This is a genomic window from Mesorhizobium sp. M1A.F.Ca.IN.020.06.1.1, from assembly GCF_004023265.1.
Classification (GTDB): Bacteria; Pseudomonadota; Alphaproteobacteria; order Rhizobiales; family Rhizobiaceae; genus Mesorhizobium.
In genome coordinates this window covers 1-12,724 of the sequence record NZ_RZSR01000047.1, presented here as the reverse complement: position 1 = coordinate 12,724, position 12,724 = coordinate 1, and the positions used below count along the sequence as shown (strand labels likewise).

The 12,724-nt window shown below is 64.9% G+C and carries 15 protein-coding genes; 5 read left to right on the top strand and 10 right to left on the bottom strand.

Annotated elements, in window-relative coordinates; genetic code table 11:
- Nucleotides 1-165: 165 nt before the first annotated feature.
- From EOA60_RS04100 to EOA60_RS04090, 3 genes are all read right to left on the bottom strand, one after another.
- Complete coding sequence (locus EOA60_RS04100; protein WP_095824508.1) at nt 166-1,362, bottom strand: diaminopropionate ammonia-lyase; 1,197 nt, start codon at nt 1,360-1,362, stop codon at nt 166-168.
- Nucleotides 1,363-1,564: 202 nt separating this feature from the next.
- Nucleotides 1,565-2,800 (bottom strand): Zn-dependent hydrolase, encoded by a 1,236-nt coding sequence (locus EOA60_RS04095; protein WP_095824509.1) that lies wholly within the window; start codon nt 2,798-2,800, stop codon nt 1,565-1,567.
- Nucleotides 2,797-3,999: a diaminopropionate ammonia-lyase gene (locus EOA60_RS04090; protein WP_095824510.1), complete on the bottom strand. Its 1,203-nt coding sequence runs from the start codon at nt 3,997-3,999 to the stop codon at nt 2,797-2,799. Before EOA60_RS04090 ends, EOA60_RS04095 begins: the two co-directional genes overlap by 4 nt.
- A gap of 106 nt (nt 4,000-4,105) precedes the next feature.
- On the opposite strand from EOA60_RS04090, the gene EOA60_RS04085 reads away from it, so the two are divergent.
- The 3 genes from EOA60_RS04085 to EOA60_RS04075 all read left to right on the top strand — a co-directional run bounded on the left by EOA60_RS04085 (nt 4,106) and on the right by EOA60_RS04075 (nt 5,303).
- A complete protein-coding gene (locus EOA60_RS04085; protein WP_095824511.1) occupies nt 4,106-4,594 on the top strand; it encodes an Lrp/AsnC family transcriptional regulator in 489 nt (162 codons plus the stop codon).
- A gap of 91 nt (nt 4,595-4,685) precedes the next feature.
- Nucleotides 4,686-4,967 carry a type II toxin-antitoxin system RelE/ParE family toxin gene (locus EOA60_RS04080; protein WP_095824667.1) on the top strand — a complete coding sequence of 94 codons (282 nt, stop codon included), beginning with the start codon at nt 4,686-4,688 and terminating at the stop codon, nt 4,965-4,967.
- A gap of 36 nt (nt 4,968-5,003) precedes the next feature.
- Entirely contained in the window at nt 5,004-5,303 is a 300-nt protein-coding gene (locus EOA60_RS04075; protein ID WP_067322571.1) for a HigA family addiction module antitoxin, read from the top strand.
- Here EOA60_RS04075 and EOA60_RS04070 read toward each other — a convergent pair.
- The 5 genes from EOA60_RS04070 to EOA60_RS04050 are packed head-to-tail and all read right to left on the bottom strand — an operon-like array spanning nt 5,300 to nt 9,875.
- Entirely contained in the window at nt 5,300-6,277 is a 978-nt protein-coding gene (locus EOA60_RS04070) for a branched-chain amino acid ABC transporter permease (RefSeq protein ID WP_127335474.1), read from the bottom strand. The genes EOA60_RS04075 and EOA60_RS04070 overlap by 4 nt on opposite strands.
- On the bottom strand, nt 6,278-7,165 hold the full coding sequence (locus EOA60_RS04065) for a branched-chain amino acid ABC transporter permease (protein WP_066998448.1): 888 nt from the start codon (nt 7,163-7,165) through the stop codon (nt 6,278-6,280).
- A 7-nt stretch (nt 7,166-7,172) separates the two neighbouring features.
- Entirely contained in the window at nt 7,173-7,877 is a 705-nt protein-coding gene (locus EOA60_RS04060; RefSeq protein ID WP_066998451.1) for an ABC transporter ATP-binding protein, read from the bottom strand.
- Nucleotides 7,870-8,652 (bottom strand): ABC transporter ATP-binding protein, encoded by a 783-nt coding sequence (locus tag EOA60_RS04055; RefSeq protein WP_164748365.1) that lies wholly within the window; start codon nt 8,650-8,652, stop codon nt 7,870-7,872. The genes EOA60_RS04060 and EOA60_RS04055 overlap by 8 nt, the downstream gene beginning before the upstream one ends.
- A 14-nt stretch (nt 8,653-8,666) precedes the next feature.
- A complete protein-coding gene (locus EOA60_RS04050) occupies nt 8,667-9,875 on the bottom strand; it encodes an ABC transporter substrate-binding protein (RefSeq protein WP_127335473.1) in 1,209 nt (402 codons plus the stop codon).
- Between the two features lie 554 nt (nt 9,876-10,429).
- Between EOA60_RS04050 and EOA60_RS04040 the strand changes: the two genes are divergently transcribed.
- On the top strand, nt 10,430-10,750 hold the full coding sequence (locus EOA60_RS04040) for a hypothetical protein (RefSeq protein ID WP_095824513.1): 321 nt from the start codon (nt 10,430-10,432) through the stop codon (nt 10,748-10,750).
- Between the two features lie 172 nt (nt 10,751-10,922).
- Here the strand turns inward: EOA60_RS04040 and EOA60_RS04035 are convergent, their stop codons facing one another.
- Nucleotides 10,923-11,519 (bottom strand): YdeI/OmpD-associated family protein, encoded by a 597-nt coding sequence (locus tag EOA60_RS04035; RefSeq protein WP_095801378.1) that lies wholly within the window; start codon nt 11,517-11,519, stop codon nt 10,923-10,925.
- Between the two features lie 286 nt (nt 11,520-11,805).
- On the opposite strand from EOA60_RS04035, the gene EOA60_RS04030 reads away from it, so the two are divergent.
- Nucleotides 11,806-12,534, top strand: coding sequence for an SDR family oxidoreductase (locus EOA60_RS04030; protein ID WP_128311081.1), 729 nt, complete (start codon nt 11,806-11,808; stop codon nt 12,532-12,534).
- Here EOA60_RS04030 and EOA60_RS04025 read toward each other — a convergent pair.
- Nucleotides 12,485-12,724: LysR substrate-binding domain-containing protein (locus EOA60_RS04025; RefSeq protein WP_245502522.1), on the bottom strand; the 240-nt coding region annotated here is incomplete at its 5' end. The genes EOA60_RS04030 and EOA60_RS04025 overlap by 50 nt on opposite strands.

The following is a 12,724-nucleotide window of genomic DNA, read 5'->3' as shown; positions in this document are numbered from 1 at the left end:
GTGGGCGTGGAGGTCGCGCCTCCAGGCCGTCATCGCGCGATGCAGCTGCTGCTGGTCGAGGTCAGCCATCTTCTCTTTCCCCAGCGCTCGTTCCAGGCGAGTCTTCCCGAAGTTGCGCTTCATTTCCATCGATTCCGGGGGGAAGCCCGCTTTCCTGAAAATCCTTCAGGCGATCTGCAGCTCCAGCTCCCGCGGCACCGCCCCGACCAGCTCGGTGTAACGGCCGGCGTCGGTCGCGCCTTCCGAATTGATGACGAGGACACGCGACGTCGCATCGAGCCCGAGAGCCGCGCGCATGCCCTTGTCTCCGGCTGCGCGGATCAGCCCGGCAAGCCCCGCGCCGCCGCTCTCGCCGGAAACGATGGCCGGATCGTTGTCCAAGGGCCGGGCCAGCCGGTTCATCACCGCGACCGCGTCGTCTTCGTCGACGGTCATGAAGACGTCGCCGACGCGGGCCAGCACCCGCCAGGCGATCAGGGACGGCTCGGCGCATTCCAGCATCGCCATCACCGTCGACAGCTGAGGAGCGATCGTTACGGGACGGCCGGCCTCCACCGAGGCGTAGACGCAAGCCGAGCGCCTCGGCTCGACCACCACGGCCTTCGGCCGCCCCTCGCCGAGCAGAATTGCCATATAGCCCGCAAGCGCCGCCGCAAAACCGCCGACGCCGGCCTGCAGGAAGACGTGCGTGGGCGGTTCGGCCATGTGCCGCAGCGCCTCGCGCACGATCACCGTGTAGCCCTGCATGACAAGCCCCGGAATGCGCTCGTAGCCGCGCCAGGAGGTGTTGGAGACGATCTTCCAGCCGCGCTCGGCGCCGACCCGGGCGACTTCGCGGACCGCCTGATCATAACCGCCCTCGACCTGCACGATCTCGGCGCCGAAGCGGGCGATGGCCGCCACGCGCTCGGCGCTGACGCCGGCATGGACGTAGATGACCGAACGCGCGCCAACGAGGCCCGCCCCCTGCGCGACCGATCGGCCGTGGTTGCCATCGGTGGCGCAGCAGAAGGTCATCTGGGCGGCGATAGCGCGCAGCTTCGGATCGTTAATTTCGCAGATATCGACTTCGCGACCGAAGCGCTTGCCGGCCTCTTCCAGCACCAGCCGCATGACGGCATAGGCGCCGCCCAGCGCCTTGAAGCTGCCAAGGCCAAGACGCTGGCCCTCGTCCTTGACATGCAGTGCTGCGATGCCGAGGCCATTGGCCAGCGCCGGCAAGGCATAGAGAGGCGTTTCGGCATGGTCGTCGCGAGCCCTCAGATAATGCTCGGCCCGGTCGGCGCCCGCCAGGCCGAGGGCCTCGGCGTCGGCCGGCACCAGCGGCTGGTTGTGTTCGGGGCGCTGGTTGATGAGCAGCATGCTATTCTTTCTTCGATACACTGAACTTTTTTGACGCGCGCGAGAATCGCGCTCCCTGATCTGGCTAGTGATTGAAGTTTGTTTCGATCAGATGTCGCCGGATTCCCGCCTTGGTGGCACGCAACGTTTCGAGATGACTATTTTTGGTGGTGTTTCGCCTTGGCGGCACCTGCCGTCGACAACATACCGTTTGGTTCCGCGATCAGGCGGCTGCCAGCCGGGCGGCGACGCCAAGCAGGACATTGGCGCCCGCAACCAGTTCGTCGGCGGCGGTGAACTCGTCCGGGCTGTGGCTGATGCCGCCCCGGCTCGGCACGAAGATCATCGCGGACGGCGCAATGCGGGCAATCATCTGCGCGTCGTGCCCCGCGCCCGACGTCATGCGCCGGCAGGAGAGGCCGGCGGCTCTGGCGCCATCCTCGATCAGCGAGACGATGCCGGCATCGAACGTCACCGGCTCGAAGCGCGCCAGGCTTTCGGCATGGATGGTGACGCCGGCGCTTGCAGCAAGGTCGTCCAGGAAGGCGGCGAGCGCCGCTTCCGCTTCGCGAAGATGCATTTCGTTCGGATCGCGAAGGTCGATGGTGAAGATTGCCCGCGACGGGATGACGTTGATGGCGTTTGGCTCGAAAGCAATGGTGCCAACGGTGGCGACCGTGGGCGTCGGCGAGGCGCTGGCTCGGTCAGCGGGGAAGCTGATCACCCGCGCGGCGGCGACGCCGGCATCCTGGCGCATCGACATCGGCGTGGTGCCGGCATGGTTGGCCACGCCGTCGATGGTTATGCGCTGCCAGGAAATGCCCTGCAGGTTCTCGACCGCGCCGATGGCGATGCCCTCGCGCTCCAGCACCGGCCCCTGTTCGACATGCAGCTCGACATAGACATGCGGCTTGAGGAAGCCGGGCTGATGTCGGCCGGCATAGCCGATGCGCTCCAACTCCTTACCCAGCACCGAGCCGTCGGTGCCGATCGAGGCCAGCGCCTCTTCGATATCCCGGCCGCCGGCAAAGACCAGCGAGCCCATCATATCAGGCGAATAGCGCACGCCCTCCTCATTGGTGAAGGCGGCGACCACAAGCGGGCGCGCCGGCGCGAATCCTGCCTCCTTCAGGCTCTCGATCGCTTCGAGGCCGGCAAGCACGCCGTAGCAGCCGTCATAGATGCCGGCGTCGATCACCGTGTCGATGTGCGAGCCGAGCATCACCGCTTCCTGGCCTGCCTCGGCGTCGCCCTGCCAGATGCCGAAGATGTTGCCCATGCGATCGATGGCGACGTCGAGCCCTGCCTCTTCCAGCCAACCGACAAGGCGGTCGCGGCCAAGCTTGTCCATGTCGGAGGCGGCAACGCGGACGAGCCGGCCCTGCGCATCGCGACCGAGGCTGCCGAGCTCCTCGATACGGCCAAGCAGACGGTCGGCATTGATCGTCAGACTGCTCATGCCGGCTGCCTCGCAAGCGCAACCTCGTCCGGCGCCATCCCGACCAGCTCGGCATAGCGGCCGGGGTCGGTCGCGCCTTCGGAGTTGATGATGAGCACGCGCGACTGGGCATCGAGGCCGAGAGCCCCGCGCATCTTCTTGTCGCCGGCAGCGCGGATCAGCCCGGCGAGCCCTGCCCCGCCGCTCTCGCCGGAAACGATCGCCGGATCAGTGCCTGAAGGCCGCGCCAGGCGGTTCATCACCGAAACCGCGTCTTCCTCGTCCACGGTCATGAAAGCATCGCCAAGCCGCGACAGCACGCGCCAGGCTACGAGCGACGGTTCATAACACTCGAGCATCGCCATCACCGTGGGCTTGCTGTGCGCAATCGCGATTGGACGCCCCGCCTTCGCGGTGGCGTAGACGCACGCCGCCCGCGCGGGCTCGACCACGATTGCCGTCGGGCGATCTTCGCCAAGCACGATGGCGAAATGGCCGGCCACCGCCGCGGCGAGGCCGCCGACGCCGGCCTGCAGGAAGACGTGGGTGGGCGGCTGCGGCAAGCGCCTCAGCGCTTCGCGCACGATAACGGTGTAGCCCTGCATCACCAGCCCCGGGATGCGCTCATAGCCCGGCCAGGATGTGTCGGAGACGACGGTCCAGCCGCGCTCGGCGGCGACACGGGCGGCTTCCCTGACCGACTGGTCGTAATCGCCGGCGATGCGCACGATCTCGGCGCCGAAGCGGGCGATCGCCGCCACGCGTTCGCTGCTTACGCCCGAATGGACGAAGATGACGGAGCGCGCACCGACCAGGCCGGCGCCCTGCGCCACCGAGCGTCCATGATTGCCGTCGGTCGCGCAGGCGAAGGTCATCCCGGCCGCAATCGCCTGCACGTCGGGCCCATGCAATTCCGCGACATCGATAGCGCGGCCGAGCCGTTCCTCGGCCTCTTCCAGCACCAGTCGGATGACGGCGTAGGCGCCGCCCAGCGCCTTGAAGCTGCCGAGGCCGAGGCGCTTACCCTCGTCCTTGATGTGGAGCGCGGCGATTCCGAGTTCGCCGGCCAGCGCCGGCAAAGCATGCAGCGGCGTCTCGGCATGGTTGTCGCGTGCGGCCAGGAAGCGCTCGGCCTCGGCGGCTCCGGCGAGCCCAAGCGTCGCGGCGTCTTGTTCGGTCAGCGGCTGGCGATGGCTCGGGTGGTGGTTAAGGAGGAACATGGATCGGCTCTCTCTGTCTTGTTGGCTGAAATTTATTGCAAGTCCAGTGAGAAAGGCGCTCTGTTTCGGCACCTGAAATGCAAGTTTGTTTCGTTTAGATGCTGTCATGTCCATTTTGCCCGACCTCGACGCCTTCGACCGCGCCATCCTCGCCATCCTGCAGAAGGACAACAGCACGCCCCAGCGCATTATCGGCGAGACGGTGAACCTCTCGGCGCCGGCCGTGCAGCGGCGCATCAAGCACATGGAGGAAATGGGCGTCATCCGCGCCAATGTCGCGCTGGTCGATCCGGCCAAGGTCGGCCATCCGATCACCATCTTCGTCGAGGTCGAGGTGGAGAGCGAGCGGGCCGAGCTGATCGACGCCGCCAAGCGCGGCTTCGCCGCGGTGCCGGAAGTGCAGCAATGCTATTACGTGACCGGCGAGGCCGACTTCATCCTAGTCGTCACCGTGGCGACGATGGCCGACTACGAGGCGCTGACCCGGCGATTGTTCTTTGAGAACAACAACGTCAGGCGGTTTCGCACGTTCGTTGCGATGGATCGGGTGAAGGTCGGGCTGGAGGTGCCGGTGGGCGCACCTCACTCAACATGATCCCTCGGGGCATTTCGTATCGCGGCATGATACTCTGCGCTTGATCTCGGAGACGTATCATGCAAAGATACGTTACGAGGGGCAGTGGTGGATGATACGTTCGTTCAGAGACAAGACCACTGAAGCGATTTCGACAGGCAAAGCTCCGAAAGGATTTCCGGCAGATCTCATTCGTGTCGCTCAGCGGAAACTGTTCATGCTGGGCAACGCAGCCGAACTGGCCGACCTGAAAGTCCCACCGGGAAATCGGCTTGAAGCGCTGAAGGGCGATCGCGCCGGTCAGTACTCAATCCGTATCAACGACCAATTTCGTGTTTGCTTTCGGTGGACCGATGGAGGAGCGGACAATGTGGAGATCACCGACTGCCATTAGCTAAACCAACAGCTCTGTCCGACAGGAGCGGAACCAATGATCAACCTCGATAAGCCTATTCATCCCGGCGAGATATTGCGGGCCGAGTTCCTAGAGCCACTCGACCTGAAGCCCTACACCCTGGCGAAAAAGCTTCACGTCCCACGTACCCGCATCGAGCGCCTCGCCAACGAGACCACGCCCGTTACGCCGGACACCGCTCTGCGTCTCGCCAAATTCTTTGGGACCACGCCACAGTTCTGGATGAACATGCAAGCCAGTTACGACCTGGCCGTGGAGGGCGCGTCGCTGCAGGAAGAGCTCAAGGAAATTAAACGGTTCGAGGCGGCTGCTTAAGAGCTCTTGCCGCCTTCCCTCCCCAGCAACCGCGCATAGATCTCCCCAACGATCCCGCGCCGGAAGATCAGCACGCAGACCATGAAGATCACGCCGGTCGCTATCGTCACCGGGAATCCGGAGGTGGCAAGGGTGTTCTCGAGGCCGACGACGAGGCCGGCGCCGACCACCGGGCCGACCATGGTGCCGATGCCGCCAAGAAGCGTCATCAGGATGACCTCGCCCGACATCTGCCAGGTGACGTCGGTGAGGGTCGCGAACTGGAAGACGATCGCCTTCACCGCGCCGGCGAGGCCGGCAAGGGCCGCCGACATGACGAAGGCGGCGAGCTTGTAGCGGCCGACGGAATAGCCGAGCGAAATGGCACGGTTCTCGTTCTCGCGGATCGAGCGCAGGATCATGCCGAAGGGCGAGTTGACGATGCGCCAGATGGCGAAAAGGCCTATCAGGAAGATGGCGAGCACGAAGAAATACATGTTCATCGGCACGTTGAGGTCGAGCATGCCGAAGAGATGGCCCCGCGGCACGCCCTGGATGCCGTCCTCGCCTTCGGTGAAGGGCGCCTGCACGCAGAAGAAATAGAACATCTGCGCCATCGCCAGCGTGATCATGGCGAAATAGATGCCTTGCCGGCGGATGGCGAGGAAGCCGACGACGAGGCCCATGCCTGCCGCGCCCGCAGCGCCGAGCAGGATGCCGGCCTCGGGCGGCCAGCCCCAGGCTTTCACGGCATAGGCGCAGAAATAGGCGGCGCCGCCAAAGAAGGCGGCGTGGCCGAAGGAAAGCAGCCCGGTGTAGCCGAGGAGCAGGTTGAAGGCGCAGGCGAACAGCGCGAAGCACAGCATCTTCATGACGAAGATCGGGTAGATGACGAACGGGGCGGCGACGAGCGCCATGATCCCCAGCGCCACAAGCGCCCGTTCCAGCCGGACGGAGGCAGCGGGGCGCTCTGCGTGAAGGGTCGCCTCGCTCATCTACGCGTCCCTTCCGAACAGGCCCGCGGGGCGGAGCAAAAGCACGATTGCCATGATGACGAAGACCACCAGGTTCGAGGCCTCCGGATAGAAAACTTTGGTCAGGCCCTCGGCGAGGCCGAGCATGTAGCCGGTGACGATGGCGCCGAGGATCGAGCCCATGCCGCCGACCACGACGACGGCGAAGACGACGATGATGAGGTCCGATCCCATCAGCGGGCTGACCTGGTAGACGGGCGCCGCAAGAATGCCGGCCAGCCCGGCAAGTGCTGCGCCCAGCCCATAAGTGAGCGTCAGCAGCAGCGGCACGTTGACGCCGAAAGCCTGCACCAGCTCGGGGTTCTCCGTGGCGGCGCGCAAATAGGAGCCGAGCCTGGTCTTTTCGATCAGCAGCCAGGTGCCGATGCAGACGATGAGCGAGGCCACCACCACCCAGCCGCGGTAATTGGGCAGGAACATGAAGCCGAGATTGGTGCCTCCGGCAAGCAGGGTCGGCACCGCGTAAGGATTGCCGGAGACGCCATAATAGAAGCGGAACACGCCTTCGATGACCAGCGCAAGGCCGAAGGTGAAAAGCAGGCCATAAAGCGGGTCGAGCCGGTAGAGCCGCGACAGTGCTACGCGCTCCACCACGATGCCGAACAGGCCGACGGCCAAAGGCACGATGATCAGCGCCGGCCAGTAGCCGATGCCGAGATGGACGAGCAGCAGATAGCCGATGAAGGCGCCGAACATATAGAGCGCGCCATGGGCGAAGTTGATGATGCGCAAGAGCCCGAAGATGACGGCCAGCCCGAGGCTGAGCATGGCGTAAAAAGAGCCGTTGATCAGGCCGACAAGCAGTTGGCCGAGCAAGGCTTGGATGGGGATACCGAAGATCATGGTCATTTGGCCATCATACCCCCAGCACCTCGTGCAGTTTGTCGGTGTGCGCGGAAAGCTGGCCGACCGGGAAACCTTCCACCACCTTGCCGTGATCCATCAGGTAGAAGCGATCGGCGATGCGGGCGGCGAAGCGGAAATTCTGCTCGACCAAAAGGATGGTCATGCCACGCTTCTTCAGCGTCGCCAACAATTCGCCGATGCGCTGGACGATGACCGGCGCAAGGCCTTCGGTCGGCTCGTCGAGCAAAAGCATTTCGACGCCGGTCCTCAGGATGCGGGCGATCGCCAGCATCTGCTGCTCGCCGCCGGAAAGCTTCGTGCCCTGGCTGTTGCGACGTTCCTTGAGGTTGGGGAAGAGGTCGAAGATCTCCTCCACGCTCATGCCGCCCTTGGCCACCACCGGCGGGAGGATCAGATTTTCGTCGACGGTGAGCGTGGCGAAGATGCCGCGCTCCTCCGGCACGAAACCGATGCCCTGGTGGGCGACGCGGTGCAGCGGCAGGCGGATCAGGTCCTTGCCATTGAAAGTGACGCTGCCCGTCCGTTTGCGGATCAGCCCCATGATGGCGCGCAGCGTCGTCGTCTTGCCGACGCCGTTGCGGCCAAGCAGCGTAACCGTCTCGCCGCGCAGGACTTCGAGGTTGACGCCGTGCAGCGCATGGCCCTCGCCGTACCAGGCATGAAGGTCGCGCACGGCAAGCAGTGGCTCACTCATGCTCGGTCCCCATATAGGCGACGCGCACGCGCTCGTCCTGGCTCACAGTCGCGTAGTCGCCGGCGGCAAGCACCTGGCCGCGCTGCATGACGGTGATCCAGTCGCAGAGATCGGCAACGACGGTGAGGTTGTGCTCGACCATCAGCACGGCGCGGTCTTTCGCCAGCGAGCGGATGATGCCTGAGATCGTGCCGACATCCTCATGCCCCATGCCGGCCATCGGCTCGTCGAGCAGCAGAACTTTTGGATCGAGCGCCAGCGTGGTGGCGATTTCCAGCACACGCTTCCTGCCATAGGAGAGATCGCCCGCCAGCCGATGCGCGGCGTCGTCGAGCCCGACTATGGCGAGCAGCTCGCGCGCCCGGGGCGTCAGCTGGTCCAGCGCCGAGACCGGGCGCCAGAACTGATAGCCCAGCCCGCCCGGACGCTGCAGCGCGACGCGCACATTGTCGAGCACGCTGAGATGCGGAAAGATCGCCGATATCTGGAAGGAGCGTACAAGGCCCATGCGCGCCACCTTGGCCGGCGGCGTGCGGGTGATGTCGGTGCCGAGCAGCTGGATGGTGCCGCTGGTCGGCTGCAGGAATTTGGTCAACAGGTTGAAGATGGTGGTCTTGCCGGCGCCGTTCGGACCGATCAAGGCATGGATCCTGCCGTGGTGGACGTCGAGGTCGACATCCTTCACGGCGACGAATCCGGCGAAGTCGCGCCGCAGGCCGCGGGCGGAAAGCACCACCCGCGGCGTCTGGTCGATGCCGTCCCGGCGGACGGCGATGGCGGTGTCGAGCGTCACTTGCTGACGAGCGGGCAGCCGCTGTCCTCGGCTTTCATGAAGGCCTTGTCGCCGGGAATGGTCGCCAGGTAGGTGTAGTAGTCCCAGTCCTTCTTGCTCTCCTCCGGCTTCTTGACCTGGTAGAGATACATGTCGTGCACCATCGAGCCGTCGGCCTGCACCTTGCCGTTCACCGTGAACACGTCGTTGACCGGCATCTCATGCAATTGCTTGGCCACCGCTTCAGTCTCGTCGGTGCCGGCCTTGTCGATGGCCTTCAGATACTGCGTCACCGCCGAATAGGTGCCGGCCTGGACCATGTTTGGCATGCGGTTGGTGCGCTTGAAGAAGCGTTGCGCGAAATCGCGGCTCACATCGTCGCGGTCCCAGTAATAGCCTTCCGTCAGCACAACGCCCTGCGCCGCCTGCAGGCCAAGGCCATGCACCTCGGCCAGCGTGAAGAGCAGCGCCGCCAACCGCTGGCCGCCGGCGACGATGCCGAACTCGGCCGCCTGCTTGATCGAGTTCGAGGTGTCGAGGCCGGCATTGGCTAGGCCGATGATCTTGGCGCCGGAGGACTGCGCCTGCAGCAGGAAGGAGGAATAGTCGGTGGAGCCAAGCGGATAGCGCACCTCGCCCAGCACCTTGCCGCCACTGGATTCCACGAGCTTGGCGGTCTGGTCCTTCAGCGAATAGCCGAATGCATAGTCGACGGTGATGAAATACCAGCTGTCGCCGCCCTGCTGCACCAGCGCGCCGCCGGTGGCGACCGCCTGGGAGTGGGTGTCGTAGGCCCAGTGGAAACCATAGGGCGAGCACTGCTTGCCGGTGAGGTCGGTGGAGGCGGCGCCGGTGACGATGTCGATCTTCTTCTTTTCCTTGGAAAGCCCCTGGACGGCGAGCGCGACGGAAGACGTGGTGAGCTCCATGATCGCGTCGACCTGCTCGGTGTCGTACCACTGGCGCGCGATGTTGGAGGCGATGTCCGGCTTGTTCTGGTGGTCGGCGCTGACGATCTCGATCGGCGCGCCCTGCACCTTGCCGCCGAAATCCTCGACCGCCATCTTGGCGGCCTCGACCGACCATTTGCCGCCGAAATCGGCATAGACGCCGGACTGGTCGTTCAAGATGCCGATCTTGACCTTGCCGTCCGAGATTTCGCCAGCCGCCGCCGGCATTGCGGATGCCGCAATGAGCGCGGCGGAGACGAGATAGGATGCTTTCACTGGTAGTTCCTCCCTTGTGGTCAACCACGGGAAACGCGGCGGACCTCGCAATGGTTCAACAGTTCCGTCGGATTGTGGATTGAGGCCTCGATCCCGCCTGCCACTCCTATTCTTGCGGGCCTGCTCGTTTGCGGCTGGGCCGCCGCGCGCCTTGGGTGCACGGGCGCGAGCCTAGCATCACATTTCGCTGGCCGGGAATGCTATTTTCGTAGCATGCGGATAGGTTGGGGGCAGCATGGTGTCCCTTCACCAGGGCAGCCGCTTGCCATCGCTAAAAAGCCGCCGGTCGGACCGTCGGGCAAGGTTGCGGCGCAGACGATGCCGGCCGCGCCTTGCGCGACGGGGCGGCCGCCGGCATCGCCCATGTCGCGACCCAGCCGGGGCAGGTCGAATTGACCAGCAAGCGCCCCCTCCCCGCCAGACACAATCCGGAAACAAGATTCAACAGCCCGGAAAAACTCGCGAAAAGACCGGCTGTCATAAGCGGCACCGGAGCAGCCGAACTACGGCCAGCGACAACCTGATATCGATCTTCGAAAAAGGAATGCCGACTTATGAAAAAGACCCTTCTCTCCGTTCTCGGCCTGGCGGTCGCGCTTGCTTTCGCGGTGCCGGCGCTCGGCACTACCGAAGCCAACGCCGCCGCGACCACGACGGCTGCGGCCACGACGACCACCGCGGCTCCGGCTGCGGCCACCCAGACGGCCAAGCCGGACGCCAACGGCCCGCACAAGAAGCATGTCAAGCATCATCGCCGTCACGCCCGCAAGCATCACGTGAAGAAGCACTCGAAGCATCACGCCAAGAAGCATCATGTGAAGCACCACACCAAGAAGCGTACCCACAAGAAGCACGGCAAGAAGGTCGCCGCATAAGGCGCGTCGCCAGCTTTTGGCTTTTCAGCAATTGGCCAAAGACTTCATGACCGAATGATCCCGGACCGCTTCAACAGGGTTCGGGATCATCGCTTCCCGGAAACGCCGTCCCTCAAAGGCGGCGTTTTTGCTTACCGGGTCGCTGGCGCGGTCGTCCGGTCCGGATCGTGCCCTACTTCTTCTGCGGATAGATCGTCTCGCCGCGCTTCAGCATTTCGACGAACGTCTCGATCTTCTTCTTGCGCCCCGCCTCGGTCTTCATGTTGTGGACGCGGAAGGCGAGCGCGAAACGGTTCTGCGCCGAAAGCTTTGCCAGCATCGCTTTGGCCTTCGGTTCGGCATCGATCGCGGCCTGCAGGTCGGGCGGAATTGTCATCTCTTTCGAGCCGCCATAGGCGCGGTCCCAGCGGCCATCGGCTTTGGCCGCCTCGACTTCGCGCAGGCCATGCTCCGTCATGCGGCCCTCTTCGATCAAGCGCGCGACGTTGTCGACGTTGATCCTGCTCCAGATGCTCTTCCTGCCGCGCGGCGTGTAGCGCTGCAGAAAGCTCTTCTCGTCGAGCGACTTGCGCACCGCATCGATCCAGCCGAAGCAGAGCACGACGTCGATCGCTTCCTTCGGCGTGATCGAAGGAAGGCCAGAGCCAACCTTGTGGATCTTGATCCAGACCTCGCTTTCGCCGGCGTGGTTTTGGCTGAGCCAGGCGTAGAAGCTTTCAGCGTCCGAGAACTCGTGGACCTTGCTCGGGTCGACCTTGATGGGGGCCATCGGTGTTCCTTCTTGCCTGAGCCGAGGCTCCGATCTTCCCCTTTGTTGGGGAGACGGCCGGCAGACCAGAGGGCGCGCTGTCCCGCCAGCCCTGTCGAGACGCCGCCGCCTTAGCTTATAGTCGTGGGAATTTAAGGCCGCGTTTCTTGGCGCCCCCCTGCCCTGCCTGGTTGAATTATCAAAGCCGCGCCAGCCAACCATCGGACTCTCCGATAACACTATCGGTTTCTTCCGTTTCCGCTCCGCCGGCCGGCCTGCCACATCACCGTCCATGCAAAGGAAAGGCATGGACATGGACGAGACAAAAGTCCTGATCGTCGGCGGCAGTTCGGGCATGGGGCTGGCGCTTGCCAGGCGCTGCCTCGCCGAAGGCTCCGGCGTCATCATCGCCGGGCGCAATGCAGCGAGGCTGAACGCCGCGCGCGATGAGCTCGATCGCCCGGCCGCGCTGGCAACGGCGGTGGCAGACATCAGCCGCGCGGCCCAGGTCGCGGCGCTGTTCGCGCGCATCGGCCGGCTCGAGCATATCGTCAGCACGGCGGCCCATATCGCAGGCGCCTACCGGCTGTTGCCCGACATCGAGCTTTCGGCGGCGCAAAAGGTTGTCGACAGCAAGTTCTACGGGCCGCTGCTGTTGGCCAAGCATGGCGCGCCGAAACTTTCGGCCAATGGTTCGCTCACCTTCGTCTCCGGCATTGCCGCCTACCGCCCGGCCGCGCGCGGCTCGGTGGTCGCGGCCGTCAACGCCGGGCTCGAAGGGCTGGTGCGGGCCTTGGCCATCGAGCTGGCGCCGATCCGCGTCAATGCCGTCTCGCCCGGCTGGGTCGACACGCCGATCTGGCAATTCGTTGCCGGCGATGCGAAGGACGAGACGCTTGCCGCGATGGCGAAGCGCCTGCCGGCGGGACGGGTCGGACGGCCGGAAGACATTGCGGACGCGATCCGCTTCCTGATGGGCAACGGCTTTACGACGGGAACGACGCTGCATGTCGAGGGCGGGCAGCGGCTGGTCTGACGAGCGCGAAGTTTTCGCCCATCGCCGCGAGCAAGAGCTTCAGCGCCGGCGGCTGGACGCGCCGGCGCCGCCAGATCATGACCAGCTCCGCCGAGCGGATCGGGCCCGGCCATGCGATCTCGGCCACCTCGCCGCGATCGAGCGCCGCGGCGACCGCCAGCCGCGGCACAAGGCCGAAGCCGGCGCCGGC